12 protein-coding genes, 1 tRNA gene and 1 pseudogene are annotated in these 15,767 nt (G+C 62.8%); 5 read left to right on the plus strand and 9 right to left on the minus strand.

What is annotated here, in order from left to right:
• Positions 1-42 precede the first annotated feature (42 nt).
• The gene (locus BN32_RS02120; protein WP_244438077.1) at positions 43-2,448 is read left to right on the plus strand and encodes a heavy metal translocating P-type ATPase; all 2,406 of its coding nucleotides are present in this window, start codon (positions 43-45) and stop codon (positions 2,446-2,448) included.
• A 417-nt stretch (positions 2,449-2,865) separates the two neighbouring features.
• Here BN32_RS02120 and BN32_RS02125 read toward each other — a convergent pair whose 3' ends face one another.
• Entirely contained in the window at positions 2,866-3,789 is a 924-nt protein-coding gene (locus BN32_RS02125) for a LysR family transcriptional regulator (RefSeq protein ID WP_040425356.1), read from the minus strand.
• Between the two features lie 2 nt (positions 3,790-3,791).
• On the minus strand, positions 3,792-4,757 hold the full coding sequence (gene trxB, locus BN32_RS02130) for a thioredoxin-disulfide reductase (protein ID WP_019195598.1): 966 nt from the start codon (positions 4,755-4,757) through the stop codon (positions 3,792-3,794).
• A 429-nt stretch (positions 4,758-5,186) separates the two neighbouring features.
• On the opposite strand from trxB, the gene BN32_RS02135 reads away from it, so the two are divergent.
• Together BN32_RS02135 and BN32_RS02140 are read left to right on the plus strand one after the other, a co-directional pair.
• Positions 5,187-5,669 carry an Lrp/AsnC family transcriptional regulator gene (locus BN32_RS02135; protein ID WP_019195599.1) on the plus strand — a complete coding sequence of 161 codons (483 nt, stop codon included), beginning with the start codon at positions 5,187-5,189 and terminating at the stop codon, positions 5,667-5,669.
• 130 nt (positions 5,670-5,799) lie between these two features.
• The gene (locus BN32_RS02140; protein ID WP_019195600.1) at positions 5,800-6,558 is read left to right on the plus strand and encodes a sulfite exporter TauE/SafE family protein; all 759 of its coding nucleotides are present in this window, start codon (positions 5,800-5,802) and stop codon (positions 6,556-6,558) included.
• Between the two features lie 55 nt (positions 6,559-6,613).
• On the opposite strand, the gene BN32_RS02145 is transcribed toward BN32_RS02140, so the two are convergent.
• The 6 genes from BN32_RS02145 to BN32_RS02170 all read right to left on the minus strand — a co-directional run bounded on the left by BN32_RS02145 (position 6,614) and on the right by BN32_RS02170 (position 12,831).
• On the minus strand, positions 6,614-7,018 hold the full coding sequence (locus BN32_RS02145) for a DoxX family protein (protein ID WP_019195601.1): 405 nt from the start codon (positions 7,016-7,018) through the stop codon (positions 6,614-6,616).
• Positions 7,019-7,181: 163 nt separating this feature from the next.
• The gene (locus BN32_RS02150) at positions 7,182-7,463 is read right to left on the minus strand and encodes a hypothetical protein (protein ID WP_040425857.1); all 282 of its coding nucleotides are present in this window, start codon (positions 7,461-7,463) and stop codon (positions 7,182-7,184) included.
• 207 nt (positions 7,464-7,670) lie between these two features.
• Positions 7,671-8,147, minus strand: coding sequence for a transcription elongation factor GreA (greA, locus tag BN32_RS02155; RefSeq protein WP_040425858.1), 477 nt, complete (start codon positions 8,145-8,147; stop codon positions 7,671-7,673).
• 172 nt (positions 8,148-8,319) lie between these two features.
• Positions 8,320-11,784: a carbamoyl-phosphate synthase large subunit gene (gene carB / locus BN32_RS02160; protein WP_019195604.1), complete on the minus strand. Its 3,465-nt coding sequence runs from the start codon at positions 11,782-11,784 to the stop codon at positions 8,320-8,322.
• A gap of 200 nt (positions 11,785-11,984) precedes the next feature.
• Positions 11,985-12,059: transfer RNA gene (locus BN32_RS02165), tRNA-Cys, on the minus strand.
• Positions 12,060-12,135: 76 nt separating this feature from the next.
• On the minus strand, positions 12,136-12,831 hold the full coding sequence (locus BN32_RS02170) for a class I SAM-dependent methyltransferase (protein WP_019195605.1): 696 nt from the start codon (positions 12,829-12,831) through the stop codon (positions 12,136-12,138).
• Between the two features lie 168 nt (positions 12,832-12,999).
• On the opposite strand from BN32_RS02170, the pseudogene BN32_RS02175 reads away from it, so the two are divergent.
• Positions 13,000-13,523: pseudogene (locus BN32_RS02175) on the plus strand (Dps family protein).
• A 3-nt stretch (positions 13,524-13,526) separates the two neighbouring features.
• On the opposite strand, the gene BN32_RS02180 reads toward BN32_RS02175, so the two are convergent.
• On the minus strand, positions 13,527-13,964 hold the full coding sequence (locus BN32_RS02180) for a PaaI family thioesterase (protein WP_019195607.1): 438 nt from the start codon (positions 13,962-13,964) through the stop codon (positions 13,527-13,529).
• A 152-nt stretch (positions 13,965-14,116) separates the two neighbouring features.
• On the opposite strand from BN32_RS02180, the gene BN32_RS02185 reads away from it, so the two are divergent.
• Complete coding sequence (locus tag BN32_RS02185; RefSeq protein WP_040425358.1) at positions 14,117-15,664, plus strand: cation:proton antiporter; 1,548 nt, start codon at positions 14,117-14,119, stop codon at positions 15,662-15,664.
• Positions 15,665-15,767 lie beyond the last annotated feature (103 nt).

Genomic DNA, 15,767 nt, shown 5'->3' on the forward strand with positions numbered 1-15,767 from the left:
TGTATATACCCCCATAGGGTATATAGGTCAAGGAGAGCAATCGTGACGGCGAATACAGACAACGGGAAAAGTTGCTGCGGCGGACATGGTCACGCCGGACACGACCACACGCGACATGATCACGCCGGTCACGGCCATGCGCACGCTGATGCCGATGGGCGCGTGATCGATCCGGTCTGCGGCATGCGCGTCGATCCGCTCAAGACGGAGCATCACCTTGACCACAAGGGGCAGCGCTACTTCTTCTGCTCGGGGAGTTGCCGCACGCGCTTTGAGGCCGAGCCGGAGAAATTCCTCGCGCCGAAATCGTCAGTGGCGGAAAAGAAGTTGCCGGAAGGCACGATCTACACCTGCCCGATGCATCCTGAAATCCGGCAGGTCGGGCCGGGAAGCTGCCCGATCTGCGGCATGGCGCTGGAGCCGGAGGCGGTCTCGCTCGACGACAAGCCCGATCCCGAACTGATCGACATGACGCGGCGCTTCTGGATCGCGCTGGCGCTGACGCTGCCGGTGTTCGTCATCGACATGGCGGCGCATGTTGGCGGCATTCACCTGTTGCCGGCGCAGACGTCCAATTGGGTGTCGTTTGCGCTGGCGACTCCTGCGGTTCTGTGGGGCGGGTGGCCGTTCTTCGAGCGCGGCTGGCAGTCGGTCAAAACGCGCAATCTCAACATGTTCACGCTGATCGCGATGGGCACCGGCGTCGCCTACATCTACAGCGTGGTCGCAACGCTGGCGCCGCAGCTGTTCCCGCAGGCGTTCCGCGACATGCACGGCGCGGTCGCGGTGTATTTCGAAGCTGCTGCCGTGATTACCGTTCTGGTGCTGCTGGGTCAGGTGCTCGAACTGCGCGCCCGTGCGCAAACCTCCGGCGCGATCCGCGCGCTGCTTGGCCTTGCGCCGAAGACCGCGCGCCGCATCTCGCAGGCGGGCGACGAAGACATCGACATCGATGCCATCGCGGTCGGCGATCTTCTGCGCGTGCGTCCGGGTGAGAAAATTCCAATCGACGGCGTCGTCACCGAAGGATCGTCGCTGGTGGATGAATCCCTTGTCACCGGTGAATCGATGCCGGTCAAGAAAGCCGTGGGGACGAAGGTGATCGGCGGCACGGTCAACCAGAGCGGCGGTCTGGTGATGCGCGCCGAGAAGATTGGCCGCGACACGATGCTGGCGCGGATTGTCGATCTGGTGGCGCGGGCGCAGCGTTCGCGTGCGCCGGTGCAGCGTCTGGCCGACATGGTTGCGGGCTGGTTCGTTCCGGTGGTGATCGTGGTGGCGATCGCGGCGTTCGCGGTGTGGGCCATGTTCGGTCCCGAGCCCCGGTTGGCCTACGCGCTGGTCGCGGCAGTCACCGTGCTGATCATCGCCTGTCCCTGTGCGCTCGGTCTTGCGACCCCGATGTCGATCATGGTCGGCGTAGGCCGGGGTGCACGTTCGGGCATCCTGATCCGCGACGCCGAAGCACTCGAGCGGATGGAGAAGGTCGACACGCTGGTGATCGACAAGACCGGCACGCTGACCGAAGGAAAGCCGAAAGTGGTGGCGGTTGTCCCCGCCGACGGATTCGAGCGCAACGAACTGCTGCGGCTCGCTGCCAGCGTTGAGCGGGCCAGCGAGCATCCATTGGCGTTCGCGATCCTGAACGCCGCGAAGGACGAAAGCATCGAGCTTCGCGACGTGCAGAATTTCGATTCTCCGGTCGGCAAGGGCGCGCTTGGCACTGTCGATGGCCGCAGGATTGTGATCGGCAACGCTGTGATCATGCAGCAATCGAGCATCGACATCAGGATGCTGGAAGCGGAGGCGCGGACACAGCGCGAGCGCGGTGCGACCGCGATCTATGTGGCGGTCGATGGCCGCGCCGCCGGCATCATCGCCATCGCCGATCCGATCAAGCCGAGTGCGCAGGACGCGATCAGGCAGTTGCGCGACGACGGCCTGCGCATTGTCATGCTGACCGGCGACAACGTCACCACGGCGCAGGCGGTGGCGAAGACGCTCGGCATCACCGAGGTCGAGGCCGACGTCCTTCCCGAGCGCAAGGGCGACGTCGTGGCGCGGCTGCGCAGCGAAGGCCGCGTCGTGGCCATGGCCGGCGACGGCATCAACGATGCGCCTGCGCTGGCAGCCGCGGATGTCGGCATCGCCATGGGCAGCGGCACGGATGTCGCGATCGAGAGCTCCGGCATCACACTGCTGCGCGGCGATCTCATCGGGCTCGTGGAAGCGCGGCTGTTGTCGCGCGCGACGATGCGCAACATCCGCCAGAACCTGGTGTTCGCGTTTCTCTACAACGCGGCGGGCATTCCGGTTGCGGCCGGACTGCTTTATCCAACGTTCGGGATCCTGCTGTCGCCGATGCTGGCCGCTGCGGCGATGGCGCTGTCGTCGGTCAGTGTGATCGGCAACGCGCTCCGGTTGTCGCGCGCGAAGCTGCACGCGTAAGATAGTCCGTCCGGACGATCACGCAGAAAAAAGGCCGGGCTAAGGAGCCCGGCCTGTTTAGTTTTTGGCCACGTGAGGCCGACACAATCACCTTCCAAGAGGGATAACTGAGCGCGCGTTTCGCTGGAGGAGGGGGACAGTGCGCAAAACGCTCATTCAGTGTGAAGAGAGTATGGGCCCCGACTTCCCATGCGGACAACTCCGATCCCGGTATGTCAGTCATGCTCAGGATGCGGGCTCAAACGCCCGTTTGAACACGGCCGGTGATCCGGTTCTGACATTCGTACATATCTTTCGCCGGCATTTTACGAATGTCAGAACCAAAGGATCACTGGAGTTATTGTTTACTGGTGTCCTTCGCGTCCGAGGTTTGCTCGGACGGCGCTGCAACATGAAGCAAACGTCGGGTACGGGCGATTAGGACGGCCAGCGCTGGGCTTTGCTCACGATAAAGTCCCGGAAAACCTGCACGCGCGCCACCGACTTCAATTCTTCGGGATAAACAAAATACGTATCCAACTGAATCGAGTCAGCCTCGCTGAACAGCTGCACAAGCCGGTTATTGTCCTCGACGAGGTAATCAGGCAGCGCAGCAATTCCGAGGCCCTGCTGGCATGCGCGCACCAGACCCAGGATGTTGTTGACCTTGAACACGGGCTCGCGCGGGCCGGAGCCGTTGCGGTTGGCGTCGATCAGCCAGTTCCGGTTCTGCAGATGCTGTGGAACGTTCTGGTCGCTGAGCACGATGATCCGGTGTGCGTCCAGTTCGTCGAGCGTGCGCGGGGTGCCATGGCGCTTGACGTATTCCGGCGAGCAGTAGGCGTGGAAGCCCATCGAGAACAGCTTGCGCTGAATGAGATCCGGCTGGGTCGGCTTGCGGGTGCGGATCGCGACGTCAGCCTCGCGCATCGACAGGTCGAGTTCCTCGTCGGTCACGATCAGCGAAATACGGATGTCGGAATAGAGCGCCGTGAATTCGCCGAGCCGCGGAATCAGCCAGTTGATGCCGACGCCAGGTGTGGTGGTGACCTTGAGGTCGCCGCTCGGCCGCTCGCGGCTGTCGGTGAGTTTTGCGCGCGCCGCCTGCAGCTGCATGAAGACATCATGCGCGGTGCGGAACAACAGGTCGCCCTGTTCGGTGAGGATCAGCCCGCGCGCGTGGCGATGAAACAGCGAGACCGACAGTTCCTGCTCCAGCGCGCTGACCTGACGGGAGACGGCTGACTGCGACAGCCCCAGTTGCTCGCCCGCATGCGTGAAGCTTCCCGCCTCCGCAGCCGCGTGGAAGACCTTCAGCTTGTCCCAATCCATATCGCTTAATCCATCGCGTGTTCGAGGCATGGTCACTCCGCCGCTGCGCGTTCGATTGCGCTGTGTGCCAGGAAGCGTTCCGCTTCCAGCGCCGCCATACAGCCGAGGCCCGCAGCTGTGACGGCCTGGCGATAGGTTTCATCCGCGACGTCGCCCGCGGCGAAGACGCCGGGCACCGAGGTCGCGGTCGAATGCGGTGCGATCTCGACATAGCCGGAGGGTTTCAGTTTCAACTGGCCGGTGACGAGCTCGGTCGCCGGTGCATGGCCGATGGCGATGAACACGCCGTCGGCGGCGTGCTCGGTGACCGTGCCGCTCTTGAGATTTTTCAGGCGGACGTGGGTCACCTTGGAGGGATTTTCCGAACCACGAATTTCGTCAACTTCGCTGTCCCAGATCACGCTGATCTTGGGATGCTTGAACAGGCGGTCCTGCAGGATGCGTTCGGCGCGCAGGCTGTCGCGGCGATGAACCAGCGTCACCTTCGAGGCGAAGTTGGTCAGGAACAATGCTTCCTCGACGGCGGTGTTGCCGCCGCCGACCACGAACACTTGCTTGTTGCGGTAGAAGAAGCCGTCGCAGGTGGCGCAGGCCGATACGCCGAAGCCCTTGAATTTTTCTTCCGACGGAATCCCGAGCCAGCGCGCCTGGGCACCGGTGGAGAGGACCACGGCGTCAGCGAGATAAACGTCGCCGCTGTCGGTGGTGATCCTGAACGGGCGCTGGCTCAACTCGAGCTTGTTGACGTGATCGGTGACGATCTTGGTGCCGACATGCGCCGCCTGCTTTTCCATCTGCTCCATCAGCCAGGGGCCCTGGATGACGTCGGCAAATCCCGGATAGTTTTCGACGTCGGTGGTGATGGTGAGCTGGCCGCCAGGCTGGATGCCCTGGATCAATACGGGCTCGAGCATGGCGCGGGCGGCGTAGATCGCCGCTGTGTAGCCCGCGGGGCCCGATCCGATGATAACAACCTTGGCATGAATGGGAGCGGCCATAACGCGACCCTTAGAGGTTTTGTTGCATGGATTGATCAGCGAAGAGGCGGGAAATGCCCGCAAAGGCATCGCTGGGCTGTTAAAAGTGCATGTTCCGAATGTAGGCCATCCTGCGAGCTATGCAAGATATGCAACCCCTATCATGAGATTTTCCCCAGCTAGCCATGACATAGCGTGCACGCGAAATAAAATTGCGCGAAGGACGGCTGATGGTTAGAACAGTCCAGAAAACCGGCCGGACCGATCCGGCCGCCAGGGATGGGACACCCGTGTGGTGGTTCGCAGGTCCGTATTGTGTCCGCCGTGTGCTCGAGTACGGACCTGCGAACCAAAACCACACTGGAATCCATAACTTTCTAGCGTCCTTTCGAATCCGGCGTTCGCACGGAAGGCGCTGCAAATGAAGCGAACGCCGGATTCGGGACGCTCGTGTCAAAAAGCCTCGACGAAATCGATCTGAAAATTCTGAGCGAGATTCAGGCCGATGGCCGAATCACCAATGTGGAACTGGCCAAGCGGGTCGGGATCTCGCCGCCGCCGTGTCTGCGCCGGGTCCGGACGCTGGAGGATGAGGGTTATATCCTCGGTTATCGCGGGTTGCTGAATCCGCCGTCGCTCGGCTTTGACGTCACGGTGTTCGCCTCGGTGCATCTGTCCAGCCAGGCCGATGCCGATTTGCGTGCGTTCGAGGAATTCGTCCGTCACGAGCCTCTCGTGCGCGAATGCTGGATGCTGTCGGGCGAGATCGATTTCATTCTCAAATGTGTCGCGCCGGACATGGCGACCTTCCAGAATTTCGTCTCGCACCTCACCGCGGCGCCCCATGTGCGCAACGTGCGGACCTCGCTGGTGCTGCACAATTCCAAAGATGCCCCGGACGTTCCGCTTGAACTGAAAGTCCCGCAGGGCTGAAGCAGTTCGGCAGAGTGCGTGCGTTTCAGCATAGTGCCTCACCGGCGTAGAGGCATTCTCCTCCGCAGCACGACCCTCTAAAAACTGACAGCCGGGCGCTTCCCTCGCCCAATTGCGTGATGGGGCTGACGTGACCTTATTCCAGATCGTTGTGCTGGCGGTGGCGGGATTCGCTGCCGGCACCGTCAATGCTGTCGCCGGTGGCGGCACGTTCATTACCTTCGCCGCGCTCGTTGTCAGCGGCCTGCCGACGCTGGATGCCAACGCCACCAGCGCGGTCGCCCTCACGCCTGCCAATCTCGCAAGTGTCGCGGCCTATCGTTCCGAGGTCCGCACGTACTATCGCGAGATGATCCCGTTCGCGATCATCGGACTGATCGGCGGCGGTGCCGGCGCGCTGTTGCTGATCGGGCTCGGCGATAGCGGTTTCCGTCCGTTGGTGCCGTGGCTGCTGTTGCTGGCCACCTTGCTGTTCGCGTTCAGCAACCAGATCCGCGCCTTCGTTGAACCGTGGTCGCGCGGACAGCATGCGGGTGCGCGGATTGCCGCCTATGTGCTGATGATGGTGGTGGCGATCTATGGCGGATTTTTCGGAGCCGGCACGGGCATCATGATGCTCGCGGCACTGGCCATCCTTGAAAGCGGAAATTTTCACAAGGCCAACGCGACCAAGATTGTTGTCGCATTTCTGATTCAGATCATGTCGGCTGCGTTGCTGATCGCCGGCGGCCTGGTGCACTGGCCGCAGGCGCTGGTGACGATCGCCGCTTCAGCCATCGGCGGATATTACGGCGTCAGTCTCGCGCGCCGCGTCCCGGAAAAAGTAATCCGCGCCGTGGTGGTGGCCATCGGCGCGGGTTTGACGGTTGTGTTCTTTTTCAGGACTTGATCCTGAAAGCCGCAAACCGGCTTTCAGGATGGATCGTGTCCGGACGCGATAGCGATCAGGCCTTGCCGCGCGAGGCGTCGACGCTCCACGGGCCGGGGCCCGCGCTCGCCAGATAAAGACACGCGAAGCAGAACATCGCCGCCAGCGTGCCGCCGTTCAGAAGCGGGTGAAAAACCGCGCTGCCGGTCTTGAACATATGACCGATGAAGTAGGCGAGGGCCATTTCGCCGGCCAGGATGAACGCCGACAGGCGGGTGAACAGGCCGATGATCAGCAGCGCGCCCAGCACCAGCTCGATTCCGCCGGCGACCAGACTGATCGTCGGCGGGTTGGCGAACATCGGCACCGCCGGGAATTTAAGAATCTTGGCGACGCCGAACTGAAACAGCAGCAGGCCGGTCATGATGCGCAGCACGCTGAGAAGCTGTGGCCGGTATGGCGCGAGAAACCCGAAGTCCATGGAAAATCCCCCTGTTTGATTCCACACACTTTGTTGTTATCCCGCCGGCCGCCTGAGCGGAAGATTGCAGCAAGCCGACTCAATGACGATTTCGTGGGACAATCCGGAATAATTCTTGGAGCGCAGTGTTATGCGTGTGCCCAGGTTTCCGGTTGGAAACCTGCTACTTCCTCTGCGGTTCGCCCTGCGAAATGTCTACGGCGGTGCAGCGGATGGCCTTGGGCTGACAGGCAAACCCGATGTTCGAGCAGGCCGGCGCCTCGCCGTTCGCCCCGCGCGCGCAGTTCACGCAGTCGTCGGTCCAGCGCTGGCAGTTCGGCTGGTTGACGTAGACCGAAAGTTCTCTCGGCTTGCCCGGCGGTGGAATGTCGATCTCGGCGGCGCGCGCGCCGGTGGCGGCGATGACCACCATCAGCAGCACCATCATCACGTGAGAACGCGGCATATCCCAAACCACCGTCGTCCCCGCGCAAGCGGGGACCGATCTTCTTCATTCTAGCACAGCGGTCCGTTGCGGGCACTGGCGAGAATACGTCGAACTCCCGCAGATCGAGATGGGTCCCCGCCCTTCGCGGAGACGACGCCGTGGATGCAAAAATGGCCGGGTCTGACCCGGCCATTTGCTAGACGCAATCGCGAATCGGTGGCCCGCTTACTTCCAGTCCACCTTGGTGATCTCGTAAGCCTTGGCGCCGCCGGGCGCGACGACTTCGACGGACGCGCCCTTCTTCTTGCCGATCAGCGCGCGCGCCAGCGGGGAGGTGATCGAGATGCGGCCCTTCTTGGCGTCGGCCTCGGGCTCGCCGACGATCTGCCAGACGGCCTTCTTCTCGGTGTCCTCGTCGACCAGCGTCACGGTCGCGCCGAACATGATGGTGTCGCCGGACAGTTTGGAGACGTCGATGATGTCGGCGCGCGCAAGCTTGTCCTCGATTTCCGCAATGCGGCCCTCGTTATGTGACTGTGCTTCCTTTGCTGCGTGATACTCGGCGTTTTCCGACAGGTCGCCATGCGAACGTGCTTCGGCAATCTGCTCGACGATGCGCGGGCGATCCACCGACTGGCGCTGCTTCAGTTCAACCTCCAGAGCGGCGTATCCGCCTGGGGTCATCGGTACCTTGTCAACCATTTCGTCGTCCTTGCATTTCGCGCGACGGACTGTTGCCGCGTGCACGAAACATCTTGTTTGATCCCGTTGGCTTACGGCCGCCGGGCAACGAATGAGAACACGACTGCGGCCGGGCGGTTCCCGCCGCAAGTTCCACCTATACTATGCCGGTCGGGATGACCGGCTACCAATTTCAGAGATCGGGGAAGTAACCTTGCAGGGTGCGGACCTCGAGATCCCCGCCCAGATAGGCCCGGATGCCCTGTGCCGCCGCCAATGCACCTGAAAGAGTGGTGTAATATGGCACTTTATGCAAGAGGGCAGCGCGTCGCAACGAGCGGCTGTCGGCCAGCGCTTGCGGCCCCTCGGTGGTATTGAAAACGAGTTGCACCTCGCCGTTGGTGATGGCGTCGACGATGTGCGGGCGGCCTTCCAGTACCTTGTTGATCTTTTCGGCCGGAACTCCGCTTTCCGCGAGAAAGCGCTGCGTGCCCGACGTCGCGATCACCTTGAAGCCGAGCGAGGACAGCAGCTTGACCGCGTCGAGAATGCGCGCCTTGTCGATTTCGCGCACCGATACGAACACCGTGCCCTTGCGCGGCACGCGGGTACCGCCGCCGAGCTGGCTCTTGGCGAACGCCACCGCGAACGAGGTGTCGATGCCCATGATCTCGCCGGTCGACTTCATTTCCGGCCCGAGCACGGTGTCGACGCCGGGGAAGCGCGCGAACGGGAAGACCGATTCCTTGACGCCGACATGGTTGAGCTTGGGCGGCTTCAGCTTGAAGTCGGCGAGCTTCTCGCCCGCCATGATGCGTGCGGCGATTTTTGCGACCGGAATCCCGACCACCTTGGCGACGAACGGCACCGTACGTGAGGCGCGCGGATTGACCTCTAACACGTAGATATCGCCGTCCTTGATGGCGTACTGCACGTTCATCAGGCCGACGACGTCGAGGCCGAGCGCGAGTTCGCGTGTCTGGCGTTCGAGCTCGGCGATCACCGCAGGTTCGAGCGAGTGCGGCGGCAGCGAGCAGGCGGAGTCGCCGGAGTGAATGCCCGCTTCCTCGATATGCTCCATAATGCCGACGACGAATGTATCCTTGCCGTCGCACAGGCAGTCGACGTCGACTTCGGTGGCGTCGGACAGATAACGGTCGAACAGCAGCGGGTTCTTGCCGAGCACAGTGTTGATCTGGCCGGTCTTGTCGTTCGGATAGCGCGCCTTGACGTCGGCGGGCACCAGCTCCGGCAGGGTGCCGAGCAGGTAATCGCCGAGCTGGAATTCTTCGCGGATGATCTGCATGGCGCGGCCGCCAAGCACATAGGATGGGCGCACGACGAGCGGCAAACCGAGGTCGGCGGCGACAAGGCGCGCCTGCTCGACCGAATAGGCGATGCCGTTCTTCGGCTGCTTCAGGCGCAGCTTGTCGAGCACGCGCTTGAAGCGGTCGCGGTCTTCGGCGAGATCAATGGCGTCCGGCGAGGTGCCGAGGATCGGCACGTCGGCCGCTTGCAGCGCATGCGCGAGCTTCAGCGGCGTCTGGCCGCCGAACTGCACGATGACGCCGTGAAGCGTGCCGTTGCTGCGTTCGGTGTCGATGATCTCCAGCACATCTTCGGCGGTCAGCGGCTCGAAGTAGAGCCGGTCCGCGGTGTCGTAGTCGGTCGAGACCGTCTCCGGATTGCAGTTGACCATGATGGTCTCGTAGCCGGCGTCATGCAGCGCGAAGCAGGCGTGACAGCAGCAATAGTCGAACTCGATGCCCTGGCCGATCCGGTTTGGCCCGCCGCCAAGAATAATGACCTTGTTCTTGTCGGACGGCGCGCTCTCGTCGGCCATCGCGCCCGCGAACGGGGCCTCATAGGTCGAGTACATATAGGCGGTGGGCGAGGCGAATTCGGCGGCGCAGGTGTCGATGCGCTTGAACACCGGGCGCACGTTCAGCGCACGGCGCGCGGCTTTCACCTCGGCCTCGGTGGTGTTGGCGAGCACGGCGAGGCGGGCGTCGGAGAAACCCATCGCCTTGAGCATGCGCATGCTGTGGGCGTTGCCGGGCAGGCCGTTCGCCTTGACCTTGGCTTCCATGTCGATGATGCCGCGCATCTCAGCGAGGAACCACGGGTCGATCTTGCACGAGGTGAAGATCTCCTCGTTGGTCCAGCCGAGCCGCATCGCCTGCGCGACCTGCAGCAGCCGGTCGGGGGTCGGCGTACCGAGGGCCGCGCGCACCGCGTTCTTGTCGTCGCTCTGGCCGAGGCCTTCGATCTCGATTTCATCGAGGCCGGTGAGGCCGGTCTCGAGCCCGCGCAGCGCCTTCTGCAGGCTTTCCTGGAAGGTGCGGCCGATCGCCATGACTTCGCCGACCGACTTCATCGACGTGGTCAGCGTGGTGGACGCGCCGGGGAATTTTTCAAAGGCGAAGCGCGGAATCTTGGTGACGACGTAATCGATGGTCGGCTCGAACGACGCCGGCGTCGCGCCGCCGGTTATGTCGTTGGCGATTTCATCGAGGGTGTAGCCGACCGCGAGCTTCGCCGCGACCTTGGCGATCGGGAAGCCGGTGGCCTTCGAGGCCAGCGCCGAAGAGCGCGACACGCGCGGGTTCATTTCGATCACGACCATGCGGCCGTCGGCCGGATTGACGCCGAACTGCACGTTCGAGCCGCCGGTCTCGACGCCGATCTCGCGCAGCACCGCCAGCGAGGCGTCGCGCATGATCTGATATTCTTTATCGGTCAGCGTCAGGGCAGGGGCGACGGTGATGGAGTCGCCGGTGTGCACGCCCATCGGATCGAGGTTCTCGATCGAGCAGACGATGATGCAGTTGTCCTTCTTGTCGCGGACAACCTCCATCTCGTATTCTTTCCAGCCGAGAACGGATTCCTCGATCAGCACTTCGTTGGTCGGCGAGGCGTCGAGCCCGCGCTCGATGATGTCGAGAAATTCCTCGCGGTTATAGGCAATGCCGCCGCCGGTGCCGCCCATGGTGAACGAGGGGCGGATGATCGCGGGCAGGCCGATTTCGGAGAGCGCCATTAACGCTTCGCCGAGCGCGTGTTCCTGATAGCGCTTGCGGCGGTCACTTTCGCCGAGAATCCACTGCCGCTCGTGTTCGGCGAGCGCGTCGCCGGATAGCTTCTCCCGTTCCGCGTGATGCTTGTCGCGAAAGGATTTTTTCAGCGCCGAGGCATTCGCCAGCCGCGACTTGGGTGTCTCGAGGCCGATCTTGGTCATGGCCTCGCGGAAAAGCTGTCGGTCTTCTGCCTTGTCGATGGCGTCCGCCGTGGCGCCGATCATCTCGACGTCGAATTTGTCCAGCGTGCCCTGCTGGCGCAGCGACAGCGCGCAGTTCAGCGCGGTCTGGCCGCCCATGGTCGGCAGCAGCGCGAAACCGCCGGGGAGCACATGGCGCTCCTTCTCGATGATCTTGGCGACGATTTCCGGTGTGATCGGCTCGATATAGGTCGCGTCCGCCAGTTCCGGGTCCGTCATGATGGTGGCCGGATTGGAGTTGACCAGAACGATGCGATAGCCCTCTTCGCGAAGGGTTTTCACGGCCTGGGTGCCGGAATAATCGAATTCGCAGGCCTGACCGATCACGATGGGGCCAGCGCCGATGATGAGGATCGTCGAGATGTCGGTTCTTTTAGGCATTAAGTCTCACGGCAGGAATTTGGGCACAAAAAAAGGGCGCGCATCCGCGCGTCCCTCGAGCCAAGCGCCAGGTTGCCCTCGCGCGCGCCGTGTCTTAGACCAGATTCCGTGACGGTGAAAGGCCTTAAAAGCCGCGATCAACTGCGAATTTCAGGCAGTTTCCGGGGCTTGCGGCCCGCAGGATCGCAGACCAGAGAATTTGGAGGCTCGGCCTGGACTTGAACCAGGATGTGAAGCGTTTGCGGCGCCTCCGCGTAACATTCCGCCACCGGGCCATGGCAGGAGACTACCGTGGCGTTACGTGGAGTCCACGAGGGCCGGGGTTTAACCTTAATGTGCGCAGTTGTACGATCAGGCGCGCGCCGTCGCGAGGAAGGTCATGCGTGCGGGATTGTAGCCGACATTCTTCTTGGCGAGAGCCGCTTCGAAACCCGCGGATGTCAGCTTTGCCAGCATTTCGGCTTCGTTGTAACGCTGCAGCCCGATGCTTTTGCGCAATTGCCAGTAGTCCGAGAGCGCCGTGCGGGCCAGTCCCCACAATGCATCGGTCAGGAAGCCGTTTTTGGCCGCAAGCCTGAGCAGAGCCATCACGTCGGTCGCAGCGCCGACCTCGGGGCGCAGGATATCACCCAGCACCAGGCGACCGCCGGGCTTCAGTATGCGGCGCATCAGGGCAAACGCGGCATCGAGTTCAGCCGGGGTCATGTACTGCGCCACCGAAATCATCACGGCGAGATCGACCGACCGGTCCGGCAATTGCGTCAGGTCATCGAGTGAACGGACTGCGATTTTGGGGTTCGGGCCGAAACGGGCATTCAGGCGTCCGCGCACGCCGGGGGCGGGCTCGGCAAGGATCAGCTTCTGGCAGGCGGCAGCGACCTGCGCGGCGAGCAGCGCCTCGCCGCAGGAATAGTCCAGCACCACGGCTTCCGGCGAGGGGACATATGCAAGAATGTCATTGGCGATCACGCGAAAATGCACGTCGCGATGCAGCTTGCTAACATAAATCGTGTGGGTTGAATCGTAATAATCGATCCAGTCGTCCATCGGCTTTGTCCGGACTGGGCATGGTCCCGGAAACCGCGGTTTTCGGAAGGATCATGCCTCCAAGGGAGGGGTTCCCGCCTGGGAACCGGCGGGCACAGGAAGGCGTTAGTTGGTCTGGCGATCACTGTCCATCGCCTGATGTCTATTTCCTAGCAGGAAGGCCCCGCCGTGAGCAAAACCAAGAATGCCGTTTCGGCCGAACTCGACACCCCTACCGATCTCGACAGCGCTGCCGTGACCAAAGTGTCAACGGCACTCAACACGCTGCTGGCGGATGCCTTCGCGCTTTACCTGAAGACGAAAAATTTCCACTGGCATGTCAGCGGACGCCATTTCCGCGATTATCACCTTCTGCTCGACGAGCAGTCCGACCAGATTTTCGCCACCACCGACCAGTTGGCGGAACGTGTCCGCAAAATCGGCGGAAACACCATCCGCTCCATCGGCCACATCGCCAAGCTCCAGACTCTCAAGGACAACGACGAGAAGTTCGTGCCGCCGCGCGAAATGCTTCGTGAGTTGATGGAAGACAACAAGAAGGTCGCCGCGGCCATGCGCAAGGCACACAGGTTTGCGACGATGCTGAAGATGTTGCGTCCGCCAGCATCCTCGAGATCTTCATCGATGAAACGGAGCGCCGGACCTGGTTTCTGTTCGAGGCCACGCGTCAGGAGGGCAGCAACGAGGCCTGATCTCTAGTTTTGCAGGATGTGGCAAGTTGTTGTGCCGTGCGCCAGCAACTTGCCTGCCGCGTCGAACAGGCGACCTTCCGACATTCCCGCCTGACGGCCAACATGGATGACGCGGCCTTCGCCGCGCACGAGGCCGGTTTTGGGCGACATCGGCCGCATGAAGTTGATCTTGTATTCCAGCGTCACCACGCCCTGACCGGGTTTGAGCGCCGAATGGATCGCGCCGCCCATGCAGGTGTCGAGCAGCACCGCGGCATAACCGCCATGGGTAATGCCCAGCGGATTGTTGTGCTCGGGCTGCGGCGTCGCGGTCAGCACAATATGTCCGGGCTCGACTTCGACGATCTCGATACCGAACAGTTTCGGCATCGGCGGCGGCTCGATCGTTCCGTTTTTGATGCCGTTGAAGTAGTCGAATCCGGATATCGGTGCCGATGTCATGTGATCGTGCTCGCGGTTATTAGATGATGATTATCATTCCAACCTAGAATTTTCGTTGAGGGCCCGCAAGTGCGGGCGGCGGGCGAGGCATCCCTCCATTTTGCCCTGCGGATCTGATCGCGTAAGCTCGCGTATTATCTGGAGCATAACGTTTGCACGCATTTGAATGGACCATCGGGCTCATGCTGGGTGCGATGCTGCTGTCGGCGCTGGCGCGCCGTCTCGGCGTTCCCTATCCGACATTCCTTGCGCTCGGCGGTGTCGGCATCGCCTTTCTCCCGGATGCGCCGGCGTGGACGCTCGATCCCGAACTCGCGCTGGCGCTGTTCGTCGCGCCGGTCTTGCTCGATGCGGCCTTCGACACCTCGATGCGGGATCTGCGCGACAACTGGGTGCCGGTTGCGACGCTGGTGCTGGTGGCGGTCGGTCTCACCACGGCAGTCGTCGCCGTTGTTGCGCACTGGCTTCTCCCCTCAATGCCGTGGGCTGCTGCGATCGCACTGGGCGCCATCGTCGCGCCGCCGGATGCGGCGGCGGCGACCGCGGTGCTGCGCAGCGTCAAGCTGCCGTATCGCGTCCTCAAAATTCTCGAGGGCGAAAGCCTGCTCAACGATGCCAGCGCCCTGCTGATCTATCGGGTGGCCGTGAGCGCCGCATTGGCGACGTCGCTCAGCGCGAGCCATGTCGTGCCGGCGCTGACCGCTGCGATCATCGGCAGCCTTGTGGCCGGATACGTCTTGGCGCGGATCTCGATGCTGGTGACCGCGCGTATCAGCGACGTGCCGACATCGATCATCATGCAGTTCGCCGGCGCCTTCACGGTGTGGATTGCCGCCGAAAAACTCGGCCTGTCCGGCATTCTCACCATCGTCGTCTATGCGGTGACTCTCGCCCGCAACGTTCCCGCCTACACGCCCGCGCGGCTGCGTGTGCCGTCTTATGCGGTGTGGGAGACCATGGTCTACCTGCTCAACGTGATGGCTTTCGTTCTGATCGGCACGCAGTTGCGGCCGATCTGGGCCGGGCTGGACGACTCGGTGCGCTGGCAGTATTCGGTCGTCGCTGGCGCCGTGCTTGCCGCGGTGATCGTGACGCGCATCGTCTGGGTCATGGCCAACAACACCGTCTGGCGGTTGCTGATTTTCCGTTTCGGACTGAAGCCTCGCCGCGCGACGATCAGCCCGCCGACACAGAAGGGCGGCATCCTCGTCGCATGGTGCGGGATGCGCGGCATCGTCACGCTGGCCGCGGCCTTCGCGCTGCCGCAGGGATTTCCCTATCGCGACCTGATCCTGCTCACTGCGTTCGGCGTCGTGCTCGGCACGCTTGTGCTCCAGGGGCTGACGCTGCGCCCGCTGATCGCATGGCTCGCGCTGGATGACGGCGATCCGGTGGCGCACGAGGTCGGCTGGGCGCGCCGCGCGGCGTTCCATGCGGCGCTCGAAGCCATCGACGGTAACACGTCTGCGGAGGCGGAGATGTTGCGGCTTGAATACCGGCAGATGCTCGATCAGTCGGAAAGCAATCCGGATGGCCTGACGTCGAGCGAGTTGCCCGCCGATCCGGTGCGCCGTGACGCGATCCGCGCCGCGCGGCAGAAGCTGTTTGAGATGCGTGAGTCGGGTGAGATCGGCGACGACGCCTTTCACCGGCTGGAAGAAGAGTTTGATTGGGCCGAGTTGAGTGCGGCGAAGTCGTAGCGAGGCGGGGGATATTTCCGCGGTCGTCCCGGCGAAATGAAGCTCGGTGTCATGGCCGGGCTTGTCCCGGCCATCCCGATAACGATTGCACGGTGCCGAACTG

Source organism: Afipia birgiae 34632 (genome assembly GCF_000308295.2).
GTDB lineage: Bacteria > Pseudomonadota > Alphaproteobacteria > Rhizobiales > Xanthobacteraceae > Afipia > Afipia birgiae.